Consider the following 22,143-nt stretch of genomic DNA (forward strand, 5'->3'; position numbering starts at 1 on the left):
GGAAGACGGCTATCTCAGGGTAGCGATGCGCCAGCTACGGCGGATCGGGAATTCTCTCTACGCAGAACAGACTATCTTGAAGCCGGCTGGTTCATGCGCAATGTTTTGTCTTAGTGTCCTGTGGGCCAGAACGGCGACAGGCATGGTCGCCAGGCAACCGGATCAGTATCCTAGCACCTCCTGGCCCGTCGACGCTAAACCCAGCGGGCCGCCGAACAGGTTAAACACCGTATGAATGCTCTAGCCCGCCGCGCCGCTGGCCTGTTGCTCGGCACGCTCTGCCTGCCGCTCGCGGCCTTCGCCGCCGATGTGCAACCCACCCACGAATTCATCCTCGACAACGGCCTCAAGGTCGTGGTGCGCGAAGACCACCGCGCCCCGGTGGTGGTCTCGCAGATCTGGTACAAGGTCGGTTCCAGCTACGAAACCCCGGGCCAGACCGGCCTGTCGCACGCCCTGGAGCACATGATGTTCAAGGGGAGCGCCAAGCTCGGCCCCGGCGAAGCTTCACGCGTGCTGCGCGACCTGGGCGCCGAAGAGAACGCCTTCACCAGCGACGACTACACCGCCTACTACCAGGTGCTGGCGCGTGACCGCCTGCCCGTAGCCCTGGAACTGGAGGCCGACCGCCTGGCCAGCCTGCGCCTGCCAGCCGACGAATTCAGCAAGGAAATCGAGGTCATCAAGGAAGAGCGCCGCCTGCGTACCGACGATCAGCCCACTGCAAAGGCCTTCGAGCTGTTCCGCGCCATGGCCTACCCTGCCAGCGGCTACCATACCCCGACCATCGGCTGGATGGCCGACCTGGAGCGCATGAAGGTCGAGGAACTGCGCCACTGGTACGAGTCCTGGTATGCCCCCAACAATGCCACGCTGGTAGTGGTCGGCGATGTCACCCCCGACGAGGTCAAAGGCCTGGCCCAGAAGTACTTCGGCAGCATCCCGAAGCGCACCGTGCCACCGGCCAAGCTGCCACTGGAACTCGCAGAACCCGGCCAGCGCCAGCTGACCCTGCACGTGCGCACCCAACTGCCAAGCCTGATCTACGGGTTCAACGTGCCCGGCCTGGCCACGGCCAAGGACCCCCGCACCGTACACGCCCTGCGCCTGATCTCGGCGCTGCTCGACGGCGGCTACAGCGCCCGCATGCCGGCGCGCCTGGAGCGTGGCCAGGAGCTGGTGGCCGGTGCTTCGTCCAGCTACAACGCCTTTACCCGTGGCGACAGCCTGTTCCTGATTTCGGCCACGCCGAACGTTCAGAAGCAGAAAACCCTGGCCGACGTCGAGAAGGGCGTGTGGCAACTGCTCGACGAACTCAAAACCACCCCCCCCAGCGCCGAAGAACTGGAGCGCGTACGCGCCCAGGTTATCGCCGGCCTGGTCTATGACCGCGACTCCATCAGCAGCCAGGCCACCACCATCGGCCAACTGGAAACCGTCGGCCTGTCCTGGAAGCTGATCGACAGCGAACTGGACGAGCTCAAGCGCGTTACCCCGCAGGACATCCAGAACGCCGCGCGCACCTATTTCACCCGCGAACGCCTGAGCGTTGCCCATGTACTGCCCGAGGAGTCCGCTCATGAGTGATCGTCGCGCACCACGCCCAACCCTGTTGGCCACCGGTATCCGCGCCCTGGCGCTGGCAGCGGTGCTGGCTGCCCCGGCCCTGGCCGACAACGCCGCCCAGGCCGACAACACCGCGGCCCGGCCGGCCAACACCCTGCAATCCCTGGCCGAGCTGGACGGCAAGGCGCCGAGCCGGCGCCAGCTGAACATCCAGCACTGGAACACCGCCGAAGGGGCCCGGGTGCTGTTCGTCGAGGCGCGCGAGCTGCCGATGTTCGACCTGCGCGTGACCTTTGCCGCCGGCAGCAGCCAGGACGGCGGCACGCCAGGCCTGGCTGCCTTGACTAACGCCATGCTCAACGAAGGCGTGGCCGGCAAGGACGTGACCGCCATCGCCGAAGGCTTCGAGAGCCTGGGCGCAGACTTTGGCAACGGCTCCTACCGTGACATGGCCGTGGCCTCGCTGCGCAGCCTCAGCGCCAAGGACAAGCGCGAGCCGGCACTCAAGCTGTTCACCGAAGTCGCCGGCAAGCCGAGCTTCCCTGAAGACGCGCTCAAGCGCATCAAGAACCAGATGCTGGCCGGCTTCGAGTACGAGAAGCAGAACCCTGGCAAAATCGCTGGCAAAGCGCTGTTCGCCAACCTCTATGGCCACCACCCCTACGCCCACCCCAGCGACGGCACTGCCGAAAGCATCAACGGCATCGGCCTGGCCCAACTGCGCGCCTTCCATGCCAAGGCCTACACCGGTGGCAACGCCGTGATCGCCCTGGTCGGCGACCTCAGCCGCGCCGAAGCCGAAGCCATCGCCGCCCAGGTGTCCGCCGGGCTCCCCAAAGGCCCGGCGCTGCCCGTGCCGGCGCAGCCGGCCGAGGCCAAGCCCGGCCTGACCCACATCGATTTCCCGTCCAAGCAGACCCACCTGATGCTGGCCGAGCTTGGTATCGACCGCCAGGACCCGGACTGGCCTGCACTGTCGCTGGGTAACCAGATCCTCGGCGGCGGTGCCTTCGGTACCCGGCTGATGAGCGAAGTGCGGGAAAAACGCGGCCTGACGTACGGCGTTTACTCGGTCTTCAGCCCGATGCAGGTGCGCGGCCCGTTCATGATCAACCTGCAAACCCGTGCCGAACTCAGCGAGGGCACGCTCAAGCTGGTGCAGGGCATTCTCGCCGACTACCTCAAGACCGGCCCTACCCAGCAAGAGCTGGACGATGCCAAGCGCGAACTGGCCGGCAGCTTCCCGTTGTCCAATGCCAGCAATGCCAGCATCGTCGGCCAGCTGGGCGCCATCGGCTTCTACAACTTGCCGCTGACCTGGCTGGAGGACTTCATGCAGCAGTCCCAGGCCCTCACTGTCGAGCAGGTCAAGGCCGCCATGAACAAACACCTGTCAGCCGATAAACTGGTGATCGTCACCGTTGGCCCGAAAGTGCCACAGAAACCGCTGCCAGCACCCACTGACAAGCCCTCCGAGCAGCCGCTCGGGGTACCGGAGCACTAATGCCAAGATCCACCCCCCCCGCCCGCCCGCAAACCGGGCAAAGCAAGGGCCAGGGCCACCTGCGCATCATCGCCGGCGAGTGGCGCAGCCGTCGCCTGGCGGTGCCGGATGGTGAAGGCCTGCGGCCAACGCCCGACCGTGTGCGCGAAACCGTCTTCAACTGGCTGGCGCCCTACATCGAGGGCGCTCGGGTACTGGACGCCTTCACCGGCAGTGGCGCCCTCGTGCTCGAAGCCCTGTCCCGCGGCGCTGAAGACGCGGTGGCACTGGACAGCAACCCGGCGGCCATCGCCAACCTGAAAAACAACCTGGAGATCCTCCGCTGCCCGCGCGGGCAAATCCTGCAAGCCGATGCCCTGCGCTACCTGCAGAACCCGGCCAAGCAGCAGTTCGACGTGGTGTTCCTCGACCCGCCATTCCACCAGGACCTACTGGCCAACACCTGCAACCTGCTGGAGCAGCACCAGTGGCTCAGCGAGCAAGCCTGGGTCTACACCGAGAGCGAAGCAGCACCGTCGGCCCTGCAACTGCCCGGCAACTGGCGCCTGCATCGCGAGAAAAAAACCGGCCAGGTGTATTACGCGCTGTGGCAGCGGGGCTAACTATGTAGCGCTGCCTACGGTGCCATTTCGCTGAAGCTGTTGCGGTTCACCCAACCGGAGCACTTCAGCGATGACTTCACCTGCGCCCGTCACCCTCGACCAGGTCTCGGCAGGACTGGCATCTGTGGCTTCAGCCGCCCCCTTGCCACTGCAGCACTTCACCCTGAGCAACGGTTTGTCCGTCTACCTGCGGCCAGACCACACCAGCCAGCTGGCCGCCGTGCAACTTTGGTATCACGTGGGTTCCAGCCATGAGCCCGCGGGCCACAGCAACCTGTCCCACCTCCTGGAACACCTGATTTTCGAAGGCAGCAGCAAACTTGCCGCCGGCCAATACTCGCGAGTGATCGCCCGCCTGGGCGGCAACGCCAATGCCAGCACCCATGAAGAGGCGACGGCGTATGAGATAACGCTGCCGGTCGCTCGCCTGCCAATCGCATTGGAGATCATGGCCGATGCCATGAACAGCGCGACCTTCGGCCAGGCAGAACTGGACCGGGAAAAGAAAGCCGTCGAGGACGAAAGGCGCCTCAAGTTGGACAACCACCCAGACCAACAGGCGTACGACCTTCACCTGGCGCTGGCCCATGGCGGCAATGCCTACGGGCAACCGAGCTTCGGTTCCCAGGCCGACCTTGCCGATATAGGACTGGAAACGCTGCGAACCTGGTATGCAACCTGGTACCGGCCCAACAACGCCACGCTGGTGGTGGTTGGCGGCATCGACCTGGCAACCCTGCGCACCCAGGTAGAGCAGTACTTCGCCAGCCTGCCGAGCGCGCAAGTGCCGCAGCGCCCCGCACCACGGCAAGACCCGCCGTTGCAGGCGCGCACGCAAACCGTGAGCCTGCCCGGGTTACGCGAAGGGCTGTTCATGTCGTTCAACGTTCCGAGCAGGGCCACCGCAGCGGATGCAGCCACCGCTCCTGCCCTCGAGTTGATCCGCGAGGTGCTGGCCGAGGGGTTCAGCGCCAGGCTCTACAGTGACCTGGTACGGGACAAACGCCTGCTCACCGGCATCAGCATCACCTACCAGCCCTGGTTGCAGGGTGACACGCTGCTGACCCTGTCAGCGTACGTGAACAGCATGAACAGCACGCCAGAACAGGCTGCACACGCTGTTTGCCAGCACCTCGAAGCACTGCGCAACACTGCGGTGCCCACTGCTGAGCTTGAACGCGCGAAATTGCGCATGCTTGCCCGCCGCCTGTTCACTGACAGCCAGGTGGCCCAAGCAGAGCGAATCGGCGAGGCCGCCGCTGCCGGCATCGCCGTCGCGGCCGTGGACCAAGACATCCAGATCATCCGCGACCTCGACAGCCAACAGGTGCAGCAAGTGGCACTTGCCTACCTGGGGCGCGAACGGTTGACCACCAGCTACCTTCAGCCAGGAGCAACAGCATGATCCAGGTACCCTCCCCGGCCCCCTTGCCGCTGACGTGCAACGGCCCGGCTGACGACACCGCCTTGGCGGCCATGGCCAACCTACACTCGGCACAGGGTATCGACCTTGGCCACATTCCAGACTTGCAGGCTCACCCTGAGCACTGGCGAACGGCAGAAGGCACCCGCGTCAGCTTCCTCGCACGCCATGACCGGCCCATGTTCGACCTGGCATTACGCTTTCGCGCAGGCAGCGTACTCGACGGCGCCCACCCTGGGCTTGCGGCACTTGTGCTGTACAGCCTCGACCAAGGCACCGGGCAACTCGACGCCACGCGGTTCGCCGAGGATATGGCCGGTTTCGGCGCCATCCTGGGCAGGAGGATCAGCGACGACAGCGCCCTTGTCACCCTGCGCGCCCTGAGCCTGCCGGCACTGCGCGACAGCGCGATGCAACTGCTGACCGAGATGCTGGCCCGCCCGGCATTGCGCGCGGACGATGTGGCCAAAATCGGCGAACGGCTCGTATTCAGCCAGGCCAGGTATGGCAACCATCCGCTGCTGCGGATTACCAAGGCGGCCACCGCGCATATCTTCAGCGGCCACCCCTACGCGGCCACCCTGACGGCGCAGACTATCGCCAGCATTGGCGATGACCAGATCCGGGCGTTCCACCAACAGGCATATTCGGCCAACAACCTCGACATCGGCCTGGTGGGCAACCTGACCCGCGAGGAAGCACGGCAGCTTGTCGACGACCTGGTCCGGGCCCTGCCGCAAGGCTGGGCGGCGCAACGCACGCCATCGGTTCCCGACTACCAGGCATTGGACCTGAATCTCGCTGCGGCCAGCAGTACCACCCAGGCAACGCTCACCCTTGCAACGAACGTATCGGCCCAGGATCCGGTGTTCCCGGCCCTGTATCTGCTCAACGCAATCCTGGGCAGTAGCTACGAGTCGCGCCTTACCCAGGAATTGCGCACCCTGCGCAACCTCACCTACGCCATCTCCTGCGACCTGAGGCCGCTGGATGCCGCCAGCCAGTTGCAGATCCACTGGGACATCGCCCCCCAGTACCGGGACGCCTCTGGCGCGCTGGTGTCGGCGATTCTGGCATGCCTGCGTGAACACGGCCCCAGCCAGGCCGAATGCGACATGGCGGTGAACCAGATCGCCGGTAGATTGCACGACAGCTTGGCAGACCGCGCGAGAATGGCCCAGGCCTTGGCCACCTACAGCCACCAAGGCTTGGCGCCAGACCACCTGGGCACCTTCCTCGGTAAACTGTCGGCGCTTACGCCTGCCAATCTGCGTGAAGCGGCGCAAGTCTGGCTGCAGGCCCCACAGGTATTCGTCACCAGCGGCCCGGTTACCGAGCAATTGCCATTATCCAAACCGACCGCGCTCGACCAATAGCGCAGGTACAAAGGCGCTGTTTCGTGGCACTCTAGGCCGGCACATCACGAGTCGCCCAGCATGCCTAGCCTCAGCGCCCCTTTCCGTCCGGCCATCGGCCTGTCCAACCCGCATCTGCAAACATTGTGGGGCCCCCTGTGGCGCAAGCTGCCGGCGCTTGCGCGCAACCGGGAGCGCCTGTGGCTGGCTGATGGCGACTTCATCGACCTGGACTGGCATGGCCCACACCAGCCGCAGGCGCCGCTGGTACTGGTGTTGCACGGGCTGACCGGTTCCTCTCACTCACCCTATGTGAAGGGCTTGCAGCAAGCCCTGCAAGCCCGGGGCTGGGCCAGCGTGGCGGTGAACTGGCGCGGCTGTTCGGGCGAACCCAACCTGTTGCCCCGAAGCTATCACTCCGGCGCCAGCGAAGACCTGGCGGAGATCATCGCCCACCTGCGCGCCCAGCGCCCACTGGCACCGCTGTATGTGGTGGGCTATTCGCTGGGCGGCAATGTGTTGTTGAAATACCTGGGTGAAAGCGGCGTCGCCAGCCAGCTGGAGGCTGCGGTAGCGGTCTCGGTACCGTTTCGTCTGGACCACTGCGCAGACCGCATCGGCCAGGGATTTTCCAAGGTGTACCAGGCGCACTTCATGCGCGAAATGCTGGCGTATGTACAACTCAAGCAGCGGCACTTCCATGCCCAGGGCCAGCATGACCGGTTGGCCGAACTCGACCGCCTGGGCCAGCTGAGTAACTTGCGCACGTTCTGGGAGTTCGACGGCAAGGTCACGGCACCCTTGAACGGTTTTCGCGATGTACACGACTACTATCGCCGCTCGTCGAGCCACTTCTTTCTTGGCCAGAACCGCACGCCAACGCTGATCATTCAGTCCAGTGACGACCCGTTCGTGTCCAGCCATAGCTTGCCGACCGCGCGGGAACTGGCCCCCCAGACCCGTTTCGAGCTGCACCGCCGCGGCGGCCATGTGGGCTTTGTCGATGGCAGCCTGCGCAGGCCCGGGTACTACCTGGAACGGCGGATTCCGCAGTGGCTGGTGGAGGGCCAGTAACGTCCCTCCATGCCCTGCTCGCGGCTGAGGTACCTATTCGCCGGTGGCCACCCCATGCTTCGGATCAGTGATCCACTCACTCCACGACCCGGCATACAGCTTGCCCAGCGGGTAACCTGCCAGCGCCAGTGCAAACAGGTTGTGGCATGCCGTCACCCCCGACCCGCAGTAAGACACCACGTGCTCCGGTGCCCGCCCGGCCAGCTTTTCGGCAAAGCGCTGCCTGAGCTGATCGGCCGGCAAAAAGCGCCCGTCAGGCCCCAGGTTGTCAGTAAACGCCGCGCACTGCGCGCCGGGGATATGCCCTGCCACCGGGTCGATGGGCTCCACCTCGCCGCGAAAACGCGGCAATGCCCGCGCATCGATCAGGGTCAGGTCTGCATTGCCCAGGCGCTTGGCCAGGTGGTCGGCATCGATCAGCAGCGCGGGGTCTGGCTCGCCGCTGAACGTGCCTTGGCGCTTGGGTGCAGGGTCCAGGCTCAGGGGCAGGTGCGCTGCATGCCAGGCCTTCAGGCCACCGTCGAGGATCGCCACGCCGCTGCGCTTGCCCAACCAGACCAGCAGCCACCAGGCACGGGCAGCAAAGGCGCCGGGGCCGTCGTCGTACAGCACCACTTCGCTGTCGTTGTCCACACCCCACTCACGCAAGCGCTCGACCAGCCGCTGCGCATCGGGCAACGGGTGGCGCCCGGTACGCCCCTTGCTCACCGGCCCGCTGAGATCGCGGTCGAGGTCGGCAAAATGCGCACCGGCTATGTGCCCTTGCGCATAGCTGCGTTGGCCATAGTCGACATCTTCAAGGGCAAAGCGGCAGTCGAGGATCACCGATTTGGGCGAGCCCAGACGCTCGGCCAATTGTTGCGGGGTGATCAATTGCGCAAGGGGCATGACAATCTCCTGATCAATGGCACAAAGCAATGACACTGGCGCCCCGGGTTACAGCTCCAGGGCCTGGTTGAACGGTACCTGAAATTCCTGGCACAGCGCGTCCACCGCGTGGCGGGCACTGTCGGTGACGAAACCCAGCTCCAGCACCAGTACCTGGTAGACGCCGCGCATGAAGGCTTCTTCACCCAGGTGCGCGGAGTGCTCGCGGGTGGTACTGAGAAAACGTACCCACGAGGTCAGCACGATCCACGCGTTGATGGTCAGCGATTCGATCTGCGCCGGCGCCATGGCCAGGATGCCTGCCTCGACGAAGCCGCGATAGATCGCCTGGCCCTGGCGCAGGCAGCGCTCGGAGAAGCGCCGGTAGCGGGCGGCCAGTTCGGCATCGCTGTCCAGCAGATGCTCCAGGTCGCGGTGCAGGAAGCGGTAGTTCCACATCGCCGCCAATAGCGCCTTGAGGTAGAACCGCTTGTCTTCCACGGTCGCCGCACGCCCCTGCGGCGGGCGCAGGAAACTGTCCACCAGTTCTTCGTACTGGCTGAACAACACCGCGATGATCGCCTGCTTGTTAGGGAAGTGGTAATACAGGTTGCCGGGCGAAATTTCCATGTGTGCGGCAATGTGGTTGGTACTGACGCATCTCTCGCCCTGCTGGTTGAACAGCTCCAGGCTGTTCTGCACGATGCGCTCTCGGGTCTTCATGCGCGGGGCCATGCTCAAGCTCCCAGTCTGCAGGCGTTGATAAAGGTTCATCTTACGGCGATTCACCCGGCTGATACACCGGTCTCTGCAAGGGTAATACTCGCGCCAACGCAGAAATTAGAGTATAGACTCTAGAAACTTCAAGCTCAGCCAGGAGACCGCCGTGACCTCGCCCATCGCCTTGCCTGCCGTGCATGCCGACCACGCCCTGGAGGCGACATTCAGCGCCCAGCGCCAGGCGTTCGCCGGCAACCCTCTGCCGCCGGCAACACAACGGCGGCAGTGGCTGAAAAGCTTGCGCGAGGCCCTCCTGGCCAACCAGCAGCAGCTGATCGCAGCAATCGATGCCGACTTCAGCGGGCGCAGCGCCGATGAAACGTTGCTGGCCGAGCTTCTGCCCTCGGTGCAGGGCATACGCCATGCCGAGCGCCACCTGCAACGCTGGATGCGCCCTTCCAGGCGGGCCGTGGGGCTGGCATTCCAGCCGGCCAGCGCGCGGGTGCTTTACCAGCCGCTAGGCGTTGTCGGCATCATCGTGCCGTGGAATTACCCGCTGTTTCTCGCCATCGGCCCGCTCACCTGTGCCCTGGCCGCTGGCAACCGGGTCATGCTCAAGCTCAGCGAGGCCACCCCGGCTACTGGCCAGGCCTTGCAGGCCCTGCTGCAACGGGTGTTTCCCGAGGACCTGGTCAGTGTGGTGCTTGGCGAGGTCGAGGTCGGCCAGGCGTTCGCTCGCCTGCCGTTCGATCACCTGCTGTTCACCGGGGCCACCAGCATAGGCCGCCAGGTCATGCTGGCGGCCGCGCAAAACCTGACGCCGGTGACCCTGGAGTTGGGCGGCAAATCCCCGGCCATCGTGTCGGCCAGCGTACCGCTGGAAACAGCCGCCGAGCGCATCGCCTTCGGCAAGACGCTCAACGCCGGCCAGACCTGCGTCGCCCCCGACTACGTGCTGGTGCCGCGCGAGCGCCTGAATGCTTTCGCCGATGCCTACGGCACCGCCGTGCGGCGCATGTACCCTCGCATTGCCGACAACCCTGACTACAGCGCCATCATCAACCCCCGGCAACTGGCACGCCTTGAGCACCTGCTGCAGGACGCGCGCGGCAAAGGTGCGCAGGTGACCGACCTGTACGCCCACGAGACACGCCAAGGGCGGCGCCTGCCGCCACACGTGCTGACCAAAGTGAACGACACCATGCAGGTCATGCAGGACGAAATATTCGGCCCGCTGCTGCCGCTGGTGCCCTACGACACGCTCGATGACGCGCTGGCCTACATCAACCAGCGCCCGCGGCCCTTGGCGCTGTACTACTTCGGCTACGACCGCGGCGAACATCAACAGGTGTTGCAGCACAGCCATTCCGGCGGGGTATGCCTGAACGACACCTTGCTGCATGTGGCTCAGGACGACCTGCCGTTCGGTGGCATAGGCCCCTCAGGCATGGGGCACTACCACGGCCACGAAGGCTTCCTGACCTTCAGCAAGGCCAAGGCGGTACTGGCCAAGCAACGCTTCAACGCCGCACGGCTGATTTACCCGCCTTACGGCAAAGCCCTGCAGCGCCTGGTCTACAAGTTGTTCATCCGCTGAGGCCCGGGCCATGCACCGTCGTGACCTGCTGCGTTTCAGCGTTGCCGCGAGCACTTTCCTGGCCGGTGCCAGCCTGGTGGGCTGCAGCGCACAAACGGCCGCGCCGGGGTTTCAGGCGCTGCGCCACGATGACCTGCCACTGCTGCGTGCGCTGATACCGGTGGTGCTCGGCGGCACGCTGGCCACCGATACGCTGGTGCTGCGCAGCCTCGATTACAAGCTGGCAGCGCTGTCGCCGGAGATGCTCAAACTTACCCGGCAATTGTTCGACGTGCTCAGCCTGCCGCTGACCCGCGGCCCACTGACCGGCATCTGGGGGGCCTGGGCCCAGGCCGCGCCCGCCCAGGTCGAGGCTTTCCTGCAGCGCTGGCAGGGCAGCTCGCTGAACCTGCTGCGCATGGGCCATGCCTCACTGCTGCAACTGCTGCAAATGGCCTGGTACGAGCGCCCCGAGTCCTGGGCCGCCTGCGGCTACCCTGGCCCACCGAAAATCTGAACACGACAAGAGCATCGCCAATGCCTGTGCCTGACCCGTTTCGCCAAGGCCTCGACCGCGGCTGGATCACCCACGACGCCTCACGCCTGGAACACGACCTGCAACTGCACGCCGATATCGCCGTGATCGGCAGCGGTGCCGGCGGCGCCACCAGCGCACAGCGGCTCAGCGCCGCGGGCTTCAAGGTCTTGCTGATCGAAGAAGGCCCGTTGAAGACCAGCAGCGACTTCAAGCTGCTGGAGCACGAAGCCTATGCCAGCCTCTATCAGGAGGGCCTGGGGCGCATGAGCAAGGATGGCGCCATTACCATCCTGCAAGGCCGTGCCGTAGGCGGCACCACGCTGGTGAACTGGACGTCGAGTTTTCGCACCCCGCCGCAGACCCTGGCGCACTGGGCCTCGGCCCATGGCGTACAAGGGCTCGGCGAAGATGAGCTGCGCCCTTGGTTCGAGCGCATGGAACTGGAGCTGGGTATCACACCCTGGGCCATGCCACCGAATGCCAACAACGACGTGCTGCGCCGTGGCTGCGAACAACTGGGTTATCGCTGGGCAGTCATCCCGCGCAACGTGCGCGGCTGCTGGAACCTGGGTTACTGCGGCATGGGTTGCCCGGTGAATGCCAAGCAATCGATGCTGGTGACGCGCATTCCCGCCACCCTCGAACAGGGCGGCGAGCTGCTCTACCTGGCCCGGGCCGAGCGCTTCAGCCACAACGGCGAGCGCATCCAACACCTGACCTGCCAGGCCCTGGATACGCAAGGCATCCACCCGACAGGTCGGCAAGTGACGGTACACGCGCGCCATTACATCCTGGCAGGCGGCGGCATCAACAGCCCGGCCCTGCTGCTGCGCTCCAATGCCCCCGACCCGCATGGCCGCCTGGGCAAACGCACCTTCCTGCACCTGGTCAACTTCAGCGCCGCACGCTTCAACGAACGCATCGACCCCTACTACGGCGCGCCGCAGTCGATCTACAGCGACCATTTCCAGTGGCAGCAAGGCACGGAGGGGCCGGTGGGCTACAAGCTCGAAGTACCGCCGCTGCACCCGGCCCTGGCCAGCACCCTGCTGGGTGGCCATGGCCAGGACAATGCCCGGCGCATGGCCGCACTGCCCAATACCCATGTCATGCTGGCCTTGCTGCGCGACGGGTTTCACCCGCAAAGCCAGGGTGGCAGCGTTGAACTGCGCGGCGACGGCTCCCCCGTGCTCGATTACCCGGTCACCGACTACCTGCTTGACGGCTTGCGGCGCGCCTACCGCAGCATGGCGCAGGTCCAGTTCGCCGCCGGCGCGGCCGAGGTAACCCCGGTGCACAGCGATGCCAGCGCCGCTGCCAGCCTGGAACAGGCCTTGGCCATGATCGAGCGCCTACCGTTGGAGCCTTTCCGTACGCGCCTGGGCAGCGCCCATGTGATGGGTGGTTGCGCCATGGGCGAAGACCCGCGCCAGGCGGTGTGCGACAGCCTGGGCCGCCATCACCAGCTGGAAAACCTGTCGGTTCACGACGGCTCGCTGTTCCCCACCAGCATCGGCGCCAACCCGCAGCTGTCGGTGTATGCCATCAGCGCCAGGCTCAGCGAAGCGTTGGCTACCCGCCTGGCACACAACGCATGACAACGAATACACGCCCTGTCTATAGTGCCATCAGCCGGCCGCATGGCTTGGCCGGGGCGCCGTCGCTGCGCTACCATCCGACTCCCCAACGCACTCCAGCCAGGATGACGCGATGAACCGAGTGTTGTACCCGGGTACTTTCGACCCCATTACCAAAGGCCACGGCGACCTGGTCGAGCGCGCTTCGCGCCTGTTCGACCACGTGATCATCGCAGTGGCGGCCAGCCCGAAGAAAAACCCGCTGTTCCCGCTGGAGCAACGTGTCGCGCTCGCCCGTGAGGTCACCAAGCACCTGCCCAATGTCGAAGTCATCGGCTTCTCTTCGCTGCTGGCGCATTTCGCCAAGGAACAGGGCGCCAATGTGTTGCTGCGCGGCCTGCGTGCGGTTTCCGATTTCGAATACGAGTTCCAGTTGGCGAACATGAACCGGCAACTGGCACCCGATGTAGAGAGCCTGTTCCTGACGCCGTCAGAGCGCTATTCGTTCATTTCCTCGACCCTGGTCCGGGAAATCGCCGCATTGGGCGGTGATATCAGCAAATTCGTCCACCCTGCGGTGGCCGAGGCACTGACCGAGCGTTTTAAGAAGCCAGCCTGACCGCCTGATTGTCGCGCCCGCGTGCACTGCGGGCGCGAATGCGGCACAATTGTGCCCATTGCGTTGAACATGCCCGGGCGCTGAGCCCCGGCCGGAGTCCCCATGTCCCTGATCATTACCGACGATTGCATCAATTGCGACGTCTGCGAACCCGAGTGCCCGAACGAGGCCATCTCCCAAGGCGAAGAGATCTACGTGATCGACCCCAACCTGTGCACCCAGTGCGTGGGTCATTACGACGAGCCGCAGTGCCAGCAGGTCTGCCCGGTCGATTGCATCCCGCTGGATGAGGCGCACCCGGAAACCGAAGAGCAATTGATGGCCAAGTACCGGCGTATTACCGGCAAGGCCTGAACCCTCAGCCCTGCGCGGTTTCTGTAGGAGCGGCCTTGCGTCGCGATGGGCCGCACAGCGGCCCCGGCGGTTTCCGCGCTAAAGCCGAAGTTTCTGCGCAGACGCTGAAATTTTGGGGGCGCTTCGCACCCCATCGCGACACAAGGCCGCTCCTACAGGACGGCAATCACCTGTAGCCTCAGCGCTGGCAGCGTGGGCAGAACACGCTCGCCCGCTGCCCCAGCTTCACTTCGCGCAACTCCGTACCGCATACCTTGCACGGCTGCCCAGCCCGCCCGTACACGAACAGGGTCTGCTGGAAGTACCCCGGCTGCCCGTCACCGCCGATGAAATCGCGCAAGGTGGTACCGCCCTGCTCGATCGCCGCCGCCAGTACCCGCTTGATCTCGATCGCCAGCTTCAGGTAACGCGCCCGGGAAATCCCCCCGGCCGCACGGCGTGGATCGATGCCGGCAGCGAATAGCGCCTCGCTGGCGTAGATGTTGCCCACCCCCACCACCACCGCGTTATCCATGATGAACGGTTTGACCGCCATCGAGCGCCCACGGGACAGCTGGAACAGCCGCTCGCCGTCGAACAGGTCGGTCAACGGCTCCGGCCCCAGGCGCAATAGCAGCTCGTGGCGCAACGGGTCCTGGCTCCAGAGCATGGCACCAAAACGGCGAGGGTCGGTGTAGCGCAGCATCAGCCCCGACTCCAGCTCGATATCGACATGCTCATGCTTGGCCGCCGGCAAGCCCTGCTCGACCAGGCGCAAGTTGCCCGACATGCCCAGATGGCTGATCAGGGTGCCGACTTCGGCATTGATCAGCAGGTACTTGGCGCGCCGTTCGACAGTGACGATGCGCTGCCCCGACAGGCGCACATCGAGGTCTTCGGGAATGGGCCAGCGCAAGCGCCGGTCACGCACCACTACGCGGCTGACGCGCTGGCCTTCCAGGTGCGGCGCAATACCGCGCCGGGTGGTTTCTACTTCGGGTAATTCCGGCATGTGTCAGTGCCCGCCCAACTCACGAATGTTCTGCTTGAGGTTTTCGAAATCGTAATCCGACAGGCCAATGTAATCGAGCACCAGCGGGCCGACCACACGCCATTCGTGGTCGACTGCCTGGTTGCCCAGCACCCGGTAGGAGGCACAGATATGCTCGGCCATCTTCAGCACCGCCAGCAGGTTTTTCAGCTGGCTCTGGGTGTTTCGCGCGGTGTCGTCGCGGAACACTGCCAGGGCATTGTGGTGGTTGGCGATGGCGGCAGTGAGGTGCTCCGGCAGGCGCCAGGACTTGGCGGTGAAGTAGCCGACCACCGAATGGTTGGTATTGAAGGCGCGGTTTTCGGTATCCACCACCCGCGTTTCGCCGCCGGCCTTGGCATAGGCTTCTTCCAGCACCTCCATGTAGCTGGGGAAGCGCTTGAGCATCAACGGCACGCCACAGTCGTGGAACAGGCCCAGAGTGTAGGCCTCGTCCGCGGGCTGGATACCGGTGCGCTTGGCCAGGGTCAGGCAGGTCATCGCCACGTCCTGGGCGGTATCCCAGAAGCGGTTGAGGGTAACGATGGTCTCGTCGCTCATCTCGCCTTTGATCGACTGGGCGTTGATCAGGTTGATGATCGAACGGCTGCCCAGCAGGTTCACCGCACACTGGATCGAACCGATCTTGTTGGACAGGCCAAAATGCGGCGAATTGACCAGCTTGAGCAAGGCGCCGGACAGCCCTGGGTCCTGGGAAATCAACTTGGCGATGGTTTCCAGGTCCGGGTCAGGCATGTACTGCTCGAACTGCAGGTCAACCATGATCTGCGGTTGCGGCGGGATGGTGATGCCTTGCAAGGCTTGCTGGATCTGTTCGGCGCTGAGTTCTTGGGACATACGTGCACACTCGATTAGGACGGTGGATTCTAACCCAGTTGGCCGTGCCGGCGCTTTGTCGTACCTCGAACCGAAGTGCCGGCCAACAAGGTATAATCCCGCTCTTTTTTCCCGGAGCGACGTCATGTCCCTGCCCAGCCTTCGCCTCAAAGCCAATGCCGACCGCCGCCTGCGCGCCGGCCACCTGTGGGTCTACAGCAACGAAGTCGATGTCAGCGCGACCCCACTGCAAGGCTTCCAGGCCGGCCAGCAGGCCATTCTCGAGGCGGCCAACGGCAAACCGTTGGGCATCGTCGCACTCAGCCCGAACAACCTGATCTGCGCACGCCTGCTGTCGCGCGACATCAAGCTGCCGCTGGACAAGTCGCTGCTGGTGCACCGCCTCAATGTCGCCCTGTCGCTGCGCGAGCGCCTGTTCGACCAGCCGTGCTACCGCCTGGTCTATGGCGATTCCGACCTGCTGCCAGGGCTGGTGGTCGACCGCTTCTTCGACATCCTCGTGGTTCAGCTGGCCTCGGCCACCATGGAAGCGCACAAGGACGACGTGATCGCTGCCCTGGTGCAAGTGCTCAAACCAAGCGGCATCCTGTTCAAGAACGATTCCGCCGCCCGTGACGCCGAAGGCTTGCAGCGCTATGTGGAGACCGTCTATGGCGAGGTGCCGGACTGGGTGCCGCTGGAAGAGAACGGCGTCAAGTTCGAAGCCCCGGTGCGTGAAGGCCAGAAGACTGGCTGGTTCTACGACCACCGCATGAACCGTGCGCGCCTGGCGCCGTACGTCAAGGGCAAGCGTGTGCTCGACCTGTTCAGCTACATCGGTGGCTGGGGCGTGCAGGCAGGTGCTTTCGGCGCCAGCGAAGTGTTCTGCGTCGATGCCTCGGGCTTTGCCCTGGATGGCGTGGAGCGTAACGCGGCGCTGAACGGCATCAGCGAAAAGCTGACCTGCATCGAAGGCGATGTGTTCGAAGCCCTGCGCGAACTGAAGGCTGCCGAAGAACGCTTCGACGTGATCATTGCCGACCCACCCGCGTTCATCAAGCGCAAGAAAGACCTGAAGAACGGCGAGGCGGCCTACCGCCGGCTGAACGAACAGGCCATGCGCATGCTGAGCAAGGACGGCATTCTGGTCAGCGCCTCGTGCTCCATGCACCTGCCCGAGGACGACCTGCACAACATCCTGCTGACCAGCGCCCGCCACCTGGACCGCAACCTGCAGCTGCTCGAGCGCGGCGGCCAGGGCCCCGACCACCCGGTGCACCCGGCCATTGCCGAAACCCGCTACATCAAGAGCATCACCTGCCGGTTGCTGCCCAACAGCTAGCGGCAAGCTGCAAGCTGCAAGCTGCAAGCTGCAAGCGCGCCAGGTCGGCTCTGTCTTGTAGCTTGTAGCTTGTAGCTTGTAGCTTGTAGCTTGTAGCTTGTAGCTAGCCACTTGTATCTGAAGCATTCCTTCGCCGCGCCAGGGGTGTAGAATCGGCCTATTCATCGCCAGTCATCCCCGGCGGGTTTATGAGCTCTGGTCAAGCCCGCGGCGATCCCGCGCAGTCTTCGGCCTCATCCGTGCCAGTGGCAACCGGCCTGCGGTACAAAGGACAAGAGAAGCTCACTCCCCTTTTTGTGACCTGATTAAGCCGCCAGGAGTGTTTCATGCCTGATTATCGTTCCAAGACTTCCACCCAGGGCCGCAACATGGCCGGCGCCCGTGCCCTGTGGCGCGCCACCGGCATGAAGGACGAAGACTTCAAGAAACCGATCATCGCCATCGCCAACTCGTTCACCCAGTTCGTCCCGGGCCACGTGCACCTGAAGGACTTGGGCCAGCTGGTCGCCCGCGAAATCGAACGCGCCGGTGGCGTGGCCAAGGAATTCAACACCATCGCGGTCGACGACGGCATCGCCATGGGCCACGACGGCATGCTGTACTCGCTGCCCAGCCGCGAGATCATTGCCGACGCCGTGGAATACATGGTCAACGCCCACTGCGCCGATGCCATCGTGTGCATCTCCAACTGCGACAAGATCACCCCCGGCATGCTGATGGCCGCCCTGCGCCTGAACATCCCGGTGATCTTCGTCTCGGGCGGCCCGATGGAAGCCGGCAAGACCAAGCTGGCCAGCCACGGCCTGGACCTGGTCGACGCCATGGTCATCGCCGCCGACTCCAGCGCATCCGACGAGAAAGTCGCCGAGTACGAGCGTAGCGCCTGCCCGACCTGCGGTTCGTGCTCCGGCATGTTCACCGCCAACTCGATGAACTGCCTGACCGAAGCCCTGGGCCTGGCCCTGCCGGGCAACGGCTCGACCCTGGCCACCCACTCGGACCGCGAGCAGCTGTTCCTGACGGCCGGGCGCACCATCGTCGAACTGTGCAAACGCTACTACGGCGAAAACGACGAGTCGGTACTGCCACGCAGCATCGCCAACTTCAAGGCGTTCGAGAACGCCATGATGCTCGACATCGCCATGGGCGGCTCGACCAATACCATCCTGCACCTGCTGGCCGCGGCCCAGGAAGGCGAGGTGGCCTTCGACCTGCGCGACATCGACCGCCTGTCGCGCAAAGTGCCGCAGCTGTGCAAAGTGGCGCCCAACATCCAGAAGTACCACATGGAAGACGTGCACCGCGCTGGCGGCATCTTCAGCATCCTCGGCTCGCTGGCGCGTGGCGGCCTGCTGCACACCGACCTGCCGACCGTGCACAGCCGCAGCATGGAAGAAGCCATCGCCAAATGGGACATCACCCAGACTGACGACGAAGCCGTGCACACCTTCTTCAAGGCCGGCCCAGCCGGGATCCCGACCCAGACCGCGTTCAGCCAGTCGACCCGCTGGGAAACCCTGGACGACGACCGCGAGAACGGCTGCATCCGCAGCTTCGAGCACGCCTATTCGCAAGAAGGCGGCCTGGCCGTGCTGTACGGCAACATCGCGCTGGATGGTTGCGTGGTGAAGACCGCCGGTGTCGACGAGTCGATCCACGTGTTCGAGGGTACCGCGAAGATCTTCGAAAGCCAGGACAGTGCCGTGCGCGGCATCCTCGCCGACGAAGTGAAGGCCGGCGACATCGTGATCATCCGCTACGAAGGCCCGAAAGGCGGCCCGGGCATGCAGGAAATGCTCTACCCGACCTCGTACCTGAAGTCCAAAGGCCTGGGCAAGGCCTGCGCCCTGCTGACCGACGGCCGCTTCTCGGGTGGCACCTCGGGGCTTTCCATCGGCCACGCCTCGCCGGAGGCTGCTGCAGGCGGCGCCATCGGCCTGGTGCGCGACGGTGACAAGGTACTGATCGACATTCCCAACCGTTCGATCAACCTGCTGGTCAGTGATGAAGAGCTGGCTGCGCGCCGTGTAGAGCAGGACAAGAAAGGCTGGAAACCGGCTGAAGTCCGCCCGCGCAAGGTGACCACCGCACTGAAGGCTTATGCGTTGCTGGCGACCAGTGCCGACAAGGGTGCTGTGCGTAACAAGGCGATGCTCGAAGGGCTGTGAGGCTTCGAAAGCATGAAAGAAAAACCGGCGCACTGTGCGCCGGTTTTTTTATGCCTGCACTGGCCTCTTCGCGGGCTCGCCCGCTCCCACAGGGACCGCACAGCATCTGAAAGTCATGCAATGCAAGTGGGCGAGCCCGCGAAAAGGCCGGCCCACTCTACACAAGCCTTACTGGATCTGCTCCGGCGTCACGATCACCCAGTTCTTGTCCGCGGTCACCGGCAACCCTTCCTTGGCCTGCGCCGCCGCCTGCTTGGCAATCATGCCGTTCAACTGGTCCATGTACTTGGCCTTGCGGTTGATCCACAGGTGGATACCGCCCTTGCCGACGTCTACCCCATGAAACTGCATGTAGCCATCACTGGTTGGCGTGTCGCCGCCCACCAGCACCGGCTTCTTCCACTCATCGATGTAAGTCAGGATCGCCGCCTGCTTGCCCGCCATCCAGGTGGCCGGGGTCCACAGGTACGGGGTCAGTTCCAGCCCTTCGTTGGCTTTGGCGTCATAGTGCCCGGCACTGATCTGCTTGCGCGCGGTGGTCAACTGGCCATTGGCGCGGTCCTTGAGCAGCAGGCTCACGCCAATCACATTCTGCGGCTTCACGTTGTAGCCGTATTTGGGGTCCGAAGCGACCATGCGCACCAACTCCTCAGAGGCGGCCGAAACCACATAGACCTCGATGCCGTTTTCCATCAGCTTGTTGTACAGCTCGGCCTGGCCCTTGAACACCTTGGGCGGCTGCACGTCGATCGCCTTCACCTGGTCGCCATCGTAATAGGTGCTGGGAATCGGCTGGGTCGAAGCCATCAGTTCGTCCACCTGCACCTTCAACTCCTTGAGGGTGAAGCCGGAAAACACCTGGGCGACCCACGGGTAGCACACCATGTCGTCGATTTCGCACAACCGGTAGTAGTAGCTGAACAGGCTTTCCTTGTGCTCGGCGGTGTCCTTGAACGGTATCAGCTTCAGCGACGGGTCGAGCTTGTCACGGCTCAGCAAGCCTTTGTTTTCCATGAACGGCAGCAAGGCTTCTTCCAGGTCATAGCGGTAACTGGTGTTGTCCATGTCGAACACCGCATAGTTACCTTTGTTGGCATTGGCAGCGATCATGCTGTCGAGCTGCCTGGCTGCATCGGCAGGCCAGTGCTTGAGCTCGGTGGCGAAGGTTTCGATACTGAACAGCAGGGACAAGCCGATAGCGGCAGCTTTCACGGCGACTTTCATGTACGAATCTCCTGAAATGATCTGCCAACGCTAGTGCAACCCGGCCGATGGGCGGCAGTCCACACCGACCTTCAGGCAGCAGTAAACGCCGTGTTCATTGCAATTTGCGACATGGCGTTATTCCATAAACGACTATGCACATTCCATTTGGGTATAAATTCGTTCGTTTTCAGGCTGTTAGCATTTCCGTTCGCAATCGCTCACAGAGGCGATGCCACCCTTTGCCTTCTCTGCTGGAGCTTCAATGAATCTGCCGCTGTCACTCAACCTGCTGGCATTCCTGGCCCTGTTGCTGGGCCTGGCACAAACCCGCCGCACCGACTGGAGCCTGGCCAAGAAGGTCTTGCTGGGCCTGGCGCTGGGGGTGCTCTTCGGCTTGGCCCTGCACACCGTGTATGGCGCCGGTCACCCGGTGCTCAAGGCCACCATCGCCTGGCTCGACCTGGTCGGCAATGGCTATGTGGGCCTGTTGCAGATGATCGTCATGCCGCTGATCTTCGCCTCGATCCTCAGTGCCGTCGCGCGCCTGCACAACGCATCGTCGCTGGGCCGTATCAGCGTGCTGAGCATCGGCACCCTGCTGCTGACCACGGCCATTGCCGCGTTGATCGGCATCGTGCTGACCAACCTCTTCGGCCTCAGCGCCGAGGGCCTGGTGGCCGGCGCCCAGGAAAGCGCCCGCATGCAGGTCATCCACAGCGACTATGCAGGCAAGGTCGCCGACCTCAATATCCCGCAGTTGCTGTTGTCGTTCATTCCCAGCAACCCGGTAGGCGACCTGGCGCGGTCCAAGCCGACGTCGATCATCAGCGTGGTGATTTTTGCCGTGTTCGTCGGCCTGGCGGCCCTGCAACTGATCAAGGACGACGCCGAGAAAGGCGCACGTGCGCTGTCGGCCATCGACACCCTGCAAGCCTGGGTCATGCGCCTGGTGCGGGTGGTGATGAAACTGACCCCATATGGCGTGCTGGCCCTGATGACCAAGGTGGTAGCCAGTTCGAACATGGAAGACATCCTCAAGCTGGGCAGCTTCGTGGTGGTGTCCTACCTGGGCCTGGCGCTGATGTTCGTGGTTCACGGCATCATCCTCGCCGCCACCGGCGTCAGCCCGCTGCGTTTCTTCCGCAAGGTGTGGCCGGTGCTCACCTTCGCCTTCACCAGCCGCTCCAGCGCAGCCAGCATTCCGCTGAACATCGAAGCGCAAACCCGCCGCCTGGGCGTGCCGCAGTCGATTGCCAGCTTCAGCGCCTCGTTCGGCACCACCATCGGCCAGAACGGCTGTGCGGGGCTCTACCCCGCCATGCTGGCGGTCATGGTCGCGCCTGCGGTAGGCATCGATACCTTCGACCCGCTGTGGATCGCCACCCTGGTGGCCATCGTCACGCTGAGTTCGGCAGGGGTTGCCGGCGTGGGCGGCGGCGCCACCTTCGCCGCGCTGATCGTGTTGCCGGCCATGGGCTTGCCGGTGGAACTGGTGGCGTTGCTGATTTCGGTCGAGCCGCTGATCGACATGGGCCGTACAGCGTTGAACGTGAATGGCTCGATGACTGCCGGGGTGGTCACCAGCCAGTTGCTGAAAGAGACCGACAAGGACGTGCTGGCCGACGATGAACATGCCGAGCTGAGCCATACCTGACAGGTTGCCGGGGCCCACAGGGATTGCATCAGGGCTGACAGGTGTTTGCCACAAGATATGCGGCGCCTGTGAGATCGAGCGCCGCCCGCGCGGCGCATCGCGAGCTGCGCTCGCTCCTACGTTTGTTTCGGGCCAATTATGCCTGTGGGATT

19 protein-coding genes are annotated in these 22,143 nt (G+C 64.2%); 14 read left to right on the top strand and 5 right to left on the bottom strand.

Going from position 1 to position 22,143, the window contains the following annotated elements; genetic code table 11:
- Positions 1-231 precede the first annotated feature (231 nt).
- The 6 genes from QME24_RS07700 to QME24_RS07725 all read left to right on the top strand — a co-directional run bounded on the left by QME24_RS07700 (position 232) and on the right by QME24_RS07725 (position 7,524).
- Positions 232-1,587, top strand: a complete 1,356-nt coding sequence (locus tag QME24_RS07700; RefSeq protein WP_029886168.1) for a pitrilysin family protein — start codon at positions 232-234, stop codon at positions 1,585-1,587.
- Positions 1,580-3,070 carry a pitrilysin family protein gene (locus QME24_RS07705; RefSeq protein ID WP_280091307.1) on the top strand — a complete coding sequence of 497 codons (1,491 nt, stop codon included), beginning with the start codon at positions 1,580-1,582 and terminating at the stop codon, positions 3,068-3,070. Before QME24_RS07700 ends, QME24_RS07705 begins: the two co-directional genes overlap by 8 nt.
- Positions 3,070-3,672, top strand: coding sequence for a 16S rRNA (guanine(966)-N(2))-methyltransferase RsmD (gene rsmD / locus QME24_RS07710; protein WP_232892354.1), 603 nt, complete (start codon positions 3,070-3,072; stop codon positions 3,670-3,672). Before QME24_RS07705 ends, rsmD begins: the two co-directional genes overlap by 1 nt.
- Positions 3,673-3,742: 70 nt before the next feature.
- Entirely contained in the window at positions 3,743-5,077 is a 1,335-nt protein-coding gene (locus QME24_RS07715) for a pitrilysin family protein (protein ID WP_280091308.1), read from the top strand.
- Positions 5,074-6,471 (top strand): pitrilysin family protein, encoded by a 1,398-nt coding sequence (locus QME24_RS07720; RefSeq protein WP_280091309.1) that lies wholly within the window; start codon positions 5,074-5,076, stop codon positions 6,469-6,471. Before QME24_RS07715 ends, QME24_RS07720 begins: the two co-directional genes overlap by 4 nt.
- A 60-nt stretch (positions 6,472-6,531) precedes the next feature.
- Complete coding sequence (locus tag QME24_RS07725) at positions 6,532-7,524, top strand: hydrolase (protein WP_192441239.1); 993 nt, start codon at positions 6,532-6,534, stop codon at positions 7,522-7,524.
- Positions 7,525-7,557: 33 nt separating this feature from the next.
- On the opposite strand, the gene QME24_RS07730 is transcribed toward QME24_RS07725, so the two are convergent.
- Positions 7,558-8,412 (bottom strand): sulfurtransferase, encoded by an 855-nt coding sequence (locus QME24_RS07730; RefSeq protein ID WP_110679533.1) that lies wholly within the window; start codon positions 8,410-8,412, stop codon positions 7,558-7,560.
- Between the two features lie 48 nt (positions 8,413-8,460).
- Positions 8,461-9,126: a TetR/AcrR family transcriptional regulator gene (locus QME24_RS07735; protein WP_029887460.1), complete on the bottom strand. Its 666-nt coding sequence runs from the start codon at positions 9,124-9,126 to the stop codon at positions 8,461-8,463.
- A 151-nt stretch (positions 9,127-9,277) separates the two neighbouring features.
- Between QME24_RS07735 and QME24_RS07740 the strand changes: the two genes are divergently transcribed.
- The 5 genes from QME24_RS07740 (at position 9,278) to QME24_RS07760 (ending at position 13,775) form a co-directional block, all read left to right on the top strand.
- On the top strand, positions 9,278-10,708 hold the full coding sequence (locus QME24_RS07740) for a coniferyl aldehyde dehydrogenase (RefSeq protein WP_192441241.1): 1,431 nt from the start codon (positions 9,278-9,280) through the stop codon (positions 10,706-10,708).
- Between the two features lie 10 nt (positions 10,709-10,718).
- Positions 10,719-11,204: a hypothetical protein gene (locus QME24_RS07745; RefSeq protein ID WP_054904647.1), complete on the top strand. Its 486-nt coding sequence runs from the start codon at positions 10,719-10,721 to the stop codon at positions 11,202-11,204.
- A 20-nt stretch (positions 11,205-11,224) separates the two neighbouring features.
- Entirely contained in the window at positions 11,225-12,823 is a 1,599-nt protein-coding gene (locus QME24_RS07750; protein ID WP_280091310.1) for a GMC family oxidoreductase, read from the top strand.
- 112 nt (positions 12,824-12,935) lie between these two features.
- Positions 12,936-13,421 (top strand): pantetheine-phosphate adenylyltransferase, encoded by a 486-nt coding sequence (gene coaD / locus QME24_RS07755; protein ID WP_054906220.1) that lies wholly within the window; start codon positions 12,936-12,938, stop codon positions 13,419-13,421.
- Positions 13,422-13,523: 102 nt separating this feature from the next.
- Positions 13,524-13,775, top strand: coding sequence for a YfhL family 4Fe-4S dicluster ferredoxin (locus QME24_RS07760; protein WP_009683359.1), 252 nt, complete (start codon positions 13,524-13,526; stop codon positions 13,773-13,775).
- Between the two features lie 178 nt (positions 13,776-13,953).
- On the opposite strand, the gene mutM is transcribed toward QME24_RS07760, so the two are convergent.
- Positions 13,954-14,766 (bottom strand): bifunctional DNA-formamidopyrimidine glycosylase/DNA-(apurinic or apyrimidinic site) lyase, encoded by an 813-nt coding sequence (gene mutM / locus QME24_RS07765; RefSeq protein ID WP_009683360.1) that lies wholly within the window; start codon positions 14,764-14,766, stop codon positions 13,954-13,956.
- A gap of 3 nt (positions 14,767-14,769) precedes the next feature.
- On the bottom strand, positions 14,770-15,588 hold the full coding sequence (locus QME24_RS07770) for an HDOD domain-containing protein (RefSeq protein ID WP_280091311.1): 819 nt from the start codon (positions 15,586-15,588) through the stop codon (positions 14,770-14,772).
- Between the two features lie 178 nt (positions 15,589-15,766).
- Here QME24_RS07770 and QME24_RS07775 point away from each other — a divergent pair, with 178 nt between their 5' ends.
- Both QME24_RS07775 and ilvD read left to right on the top strand, forming a co-directional pair.
- Positions 15,767-16,963: a class I SAM-dependent rRNA methyltransferase gene (locus tag QME24_RS07775; RefSeq protein WP_054906221.1), complete on the top strand. Its 1,197-nt coding sequence runs from the start codon at positions 15,767-15,769 to the stop codon at positions 16,961-16,963.
- Between the two features lie 326 nt (positions 16,964-17,289).
- Positions 17,290-19,131: a dihydroxy-acid dehydratase gene (ilvD, locus tag QME24_RS07780; RefSeq protein ID WP_009683363.1), complete on the top strand. Its 1,842-nt coding sequence runs from the start codon at positions 17,290-17,292 to the stop codon at positions 19,129-19,131.
- Between the two features lie 168 nt (positions 19,132-19,299).
- Here ilvD and QME24_RS07785 read toward each other — a convergent pair whose 3' ends face one another.
- Complete coding sequence (locus QME24_RS07785; protein ID WP_009683364.1) at positions 19,300-20,355, bottom strand: phosphorylcholine phosphatase; 1,056 nt, start codon at positions 20,353-20,355, stop codon at positions 19,300-19,302.
- A gap of 244 nt (positions 20,356-20,599) precedes the next feature.
- Between QME24_RS07785 and QME24_RS07790 the strand changes: the two genes are divergently transcribed.
- A complete protein-coding gene (locus QME24_RS07790; RefSeq protein WP_235768205.1) occupies positions 20,600-21,991 on the top strand; it encodes an L-cystine transporter in 1,392 nt (463 codons plus the stop codon).
- Positions 21,992-22,143 lie beyond the last annotated feature (152 nt).

The organism is Pseudomonas sp. PARCl1, from assembly GCF_947311875.1.
Taxonomy (GTDB): Bacteria; Pseudomonadota; Gammaproteobacteria; order Pseudomonadales; family Pseudomonadaceae; genus Aquipseudomonas; species Aquipseudomonas juntendi.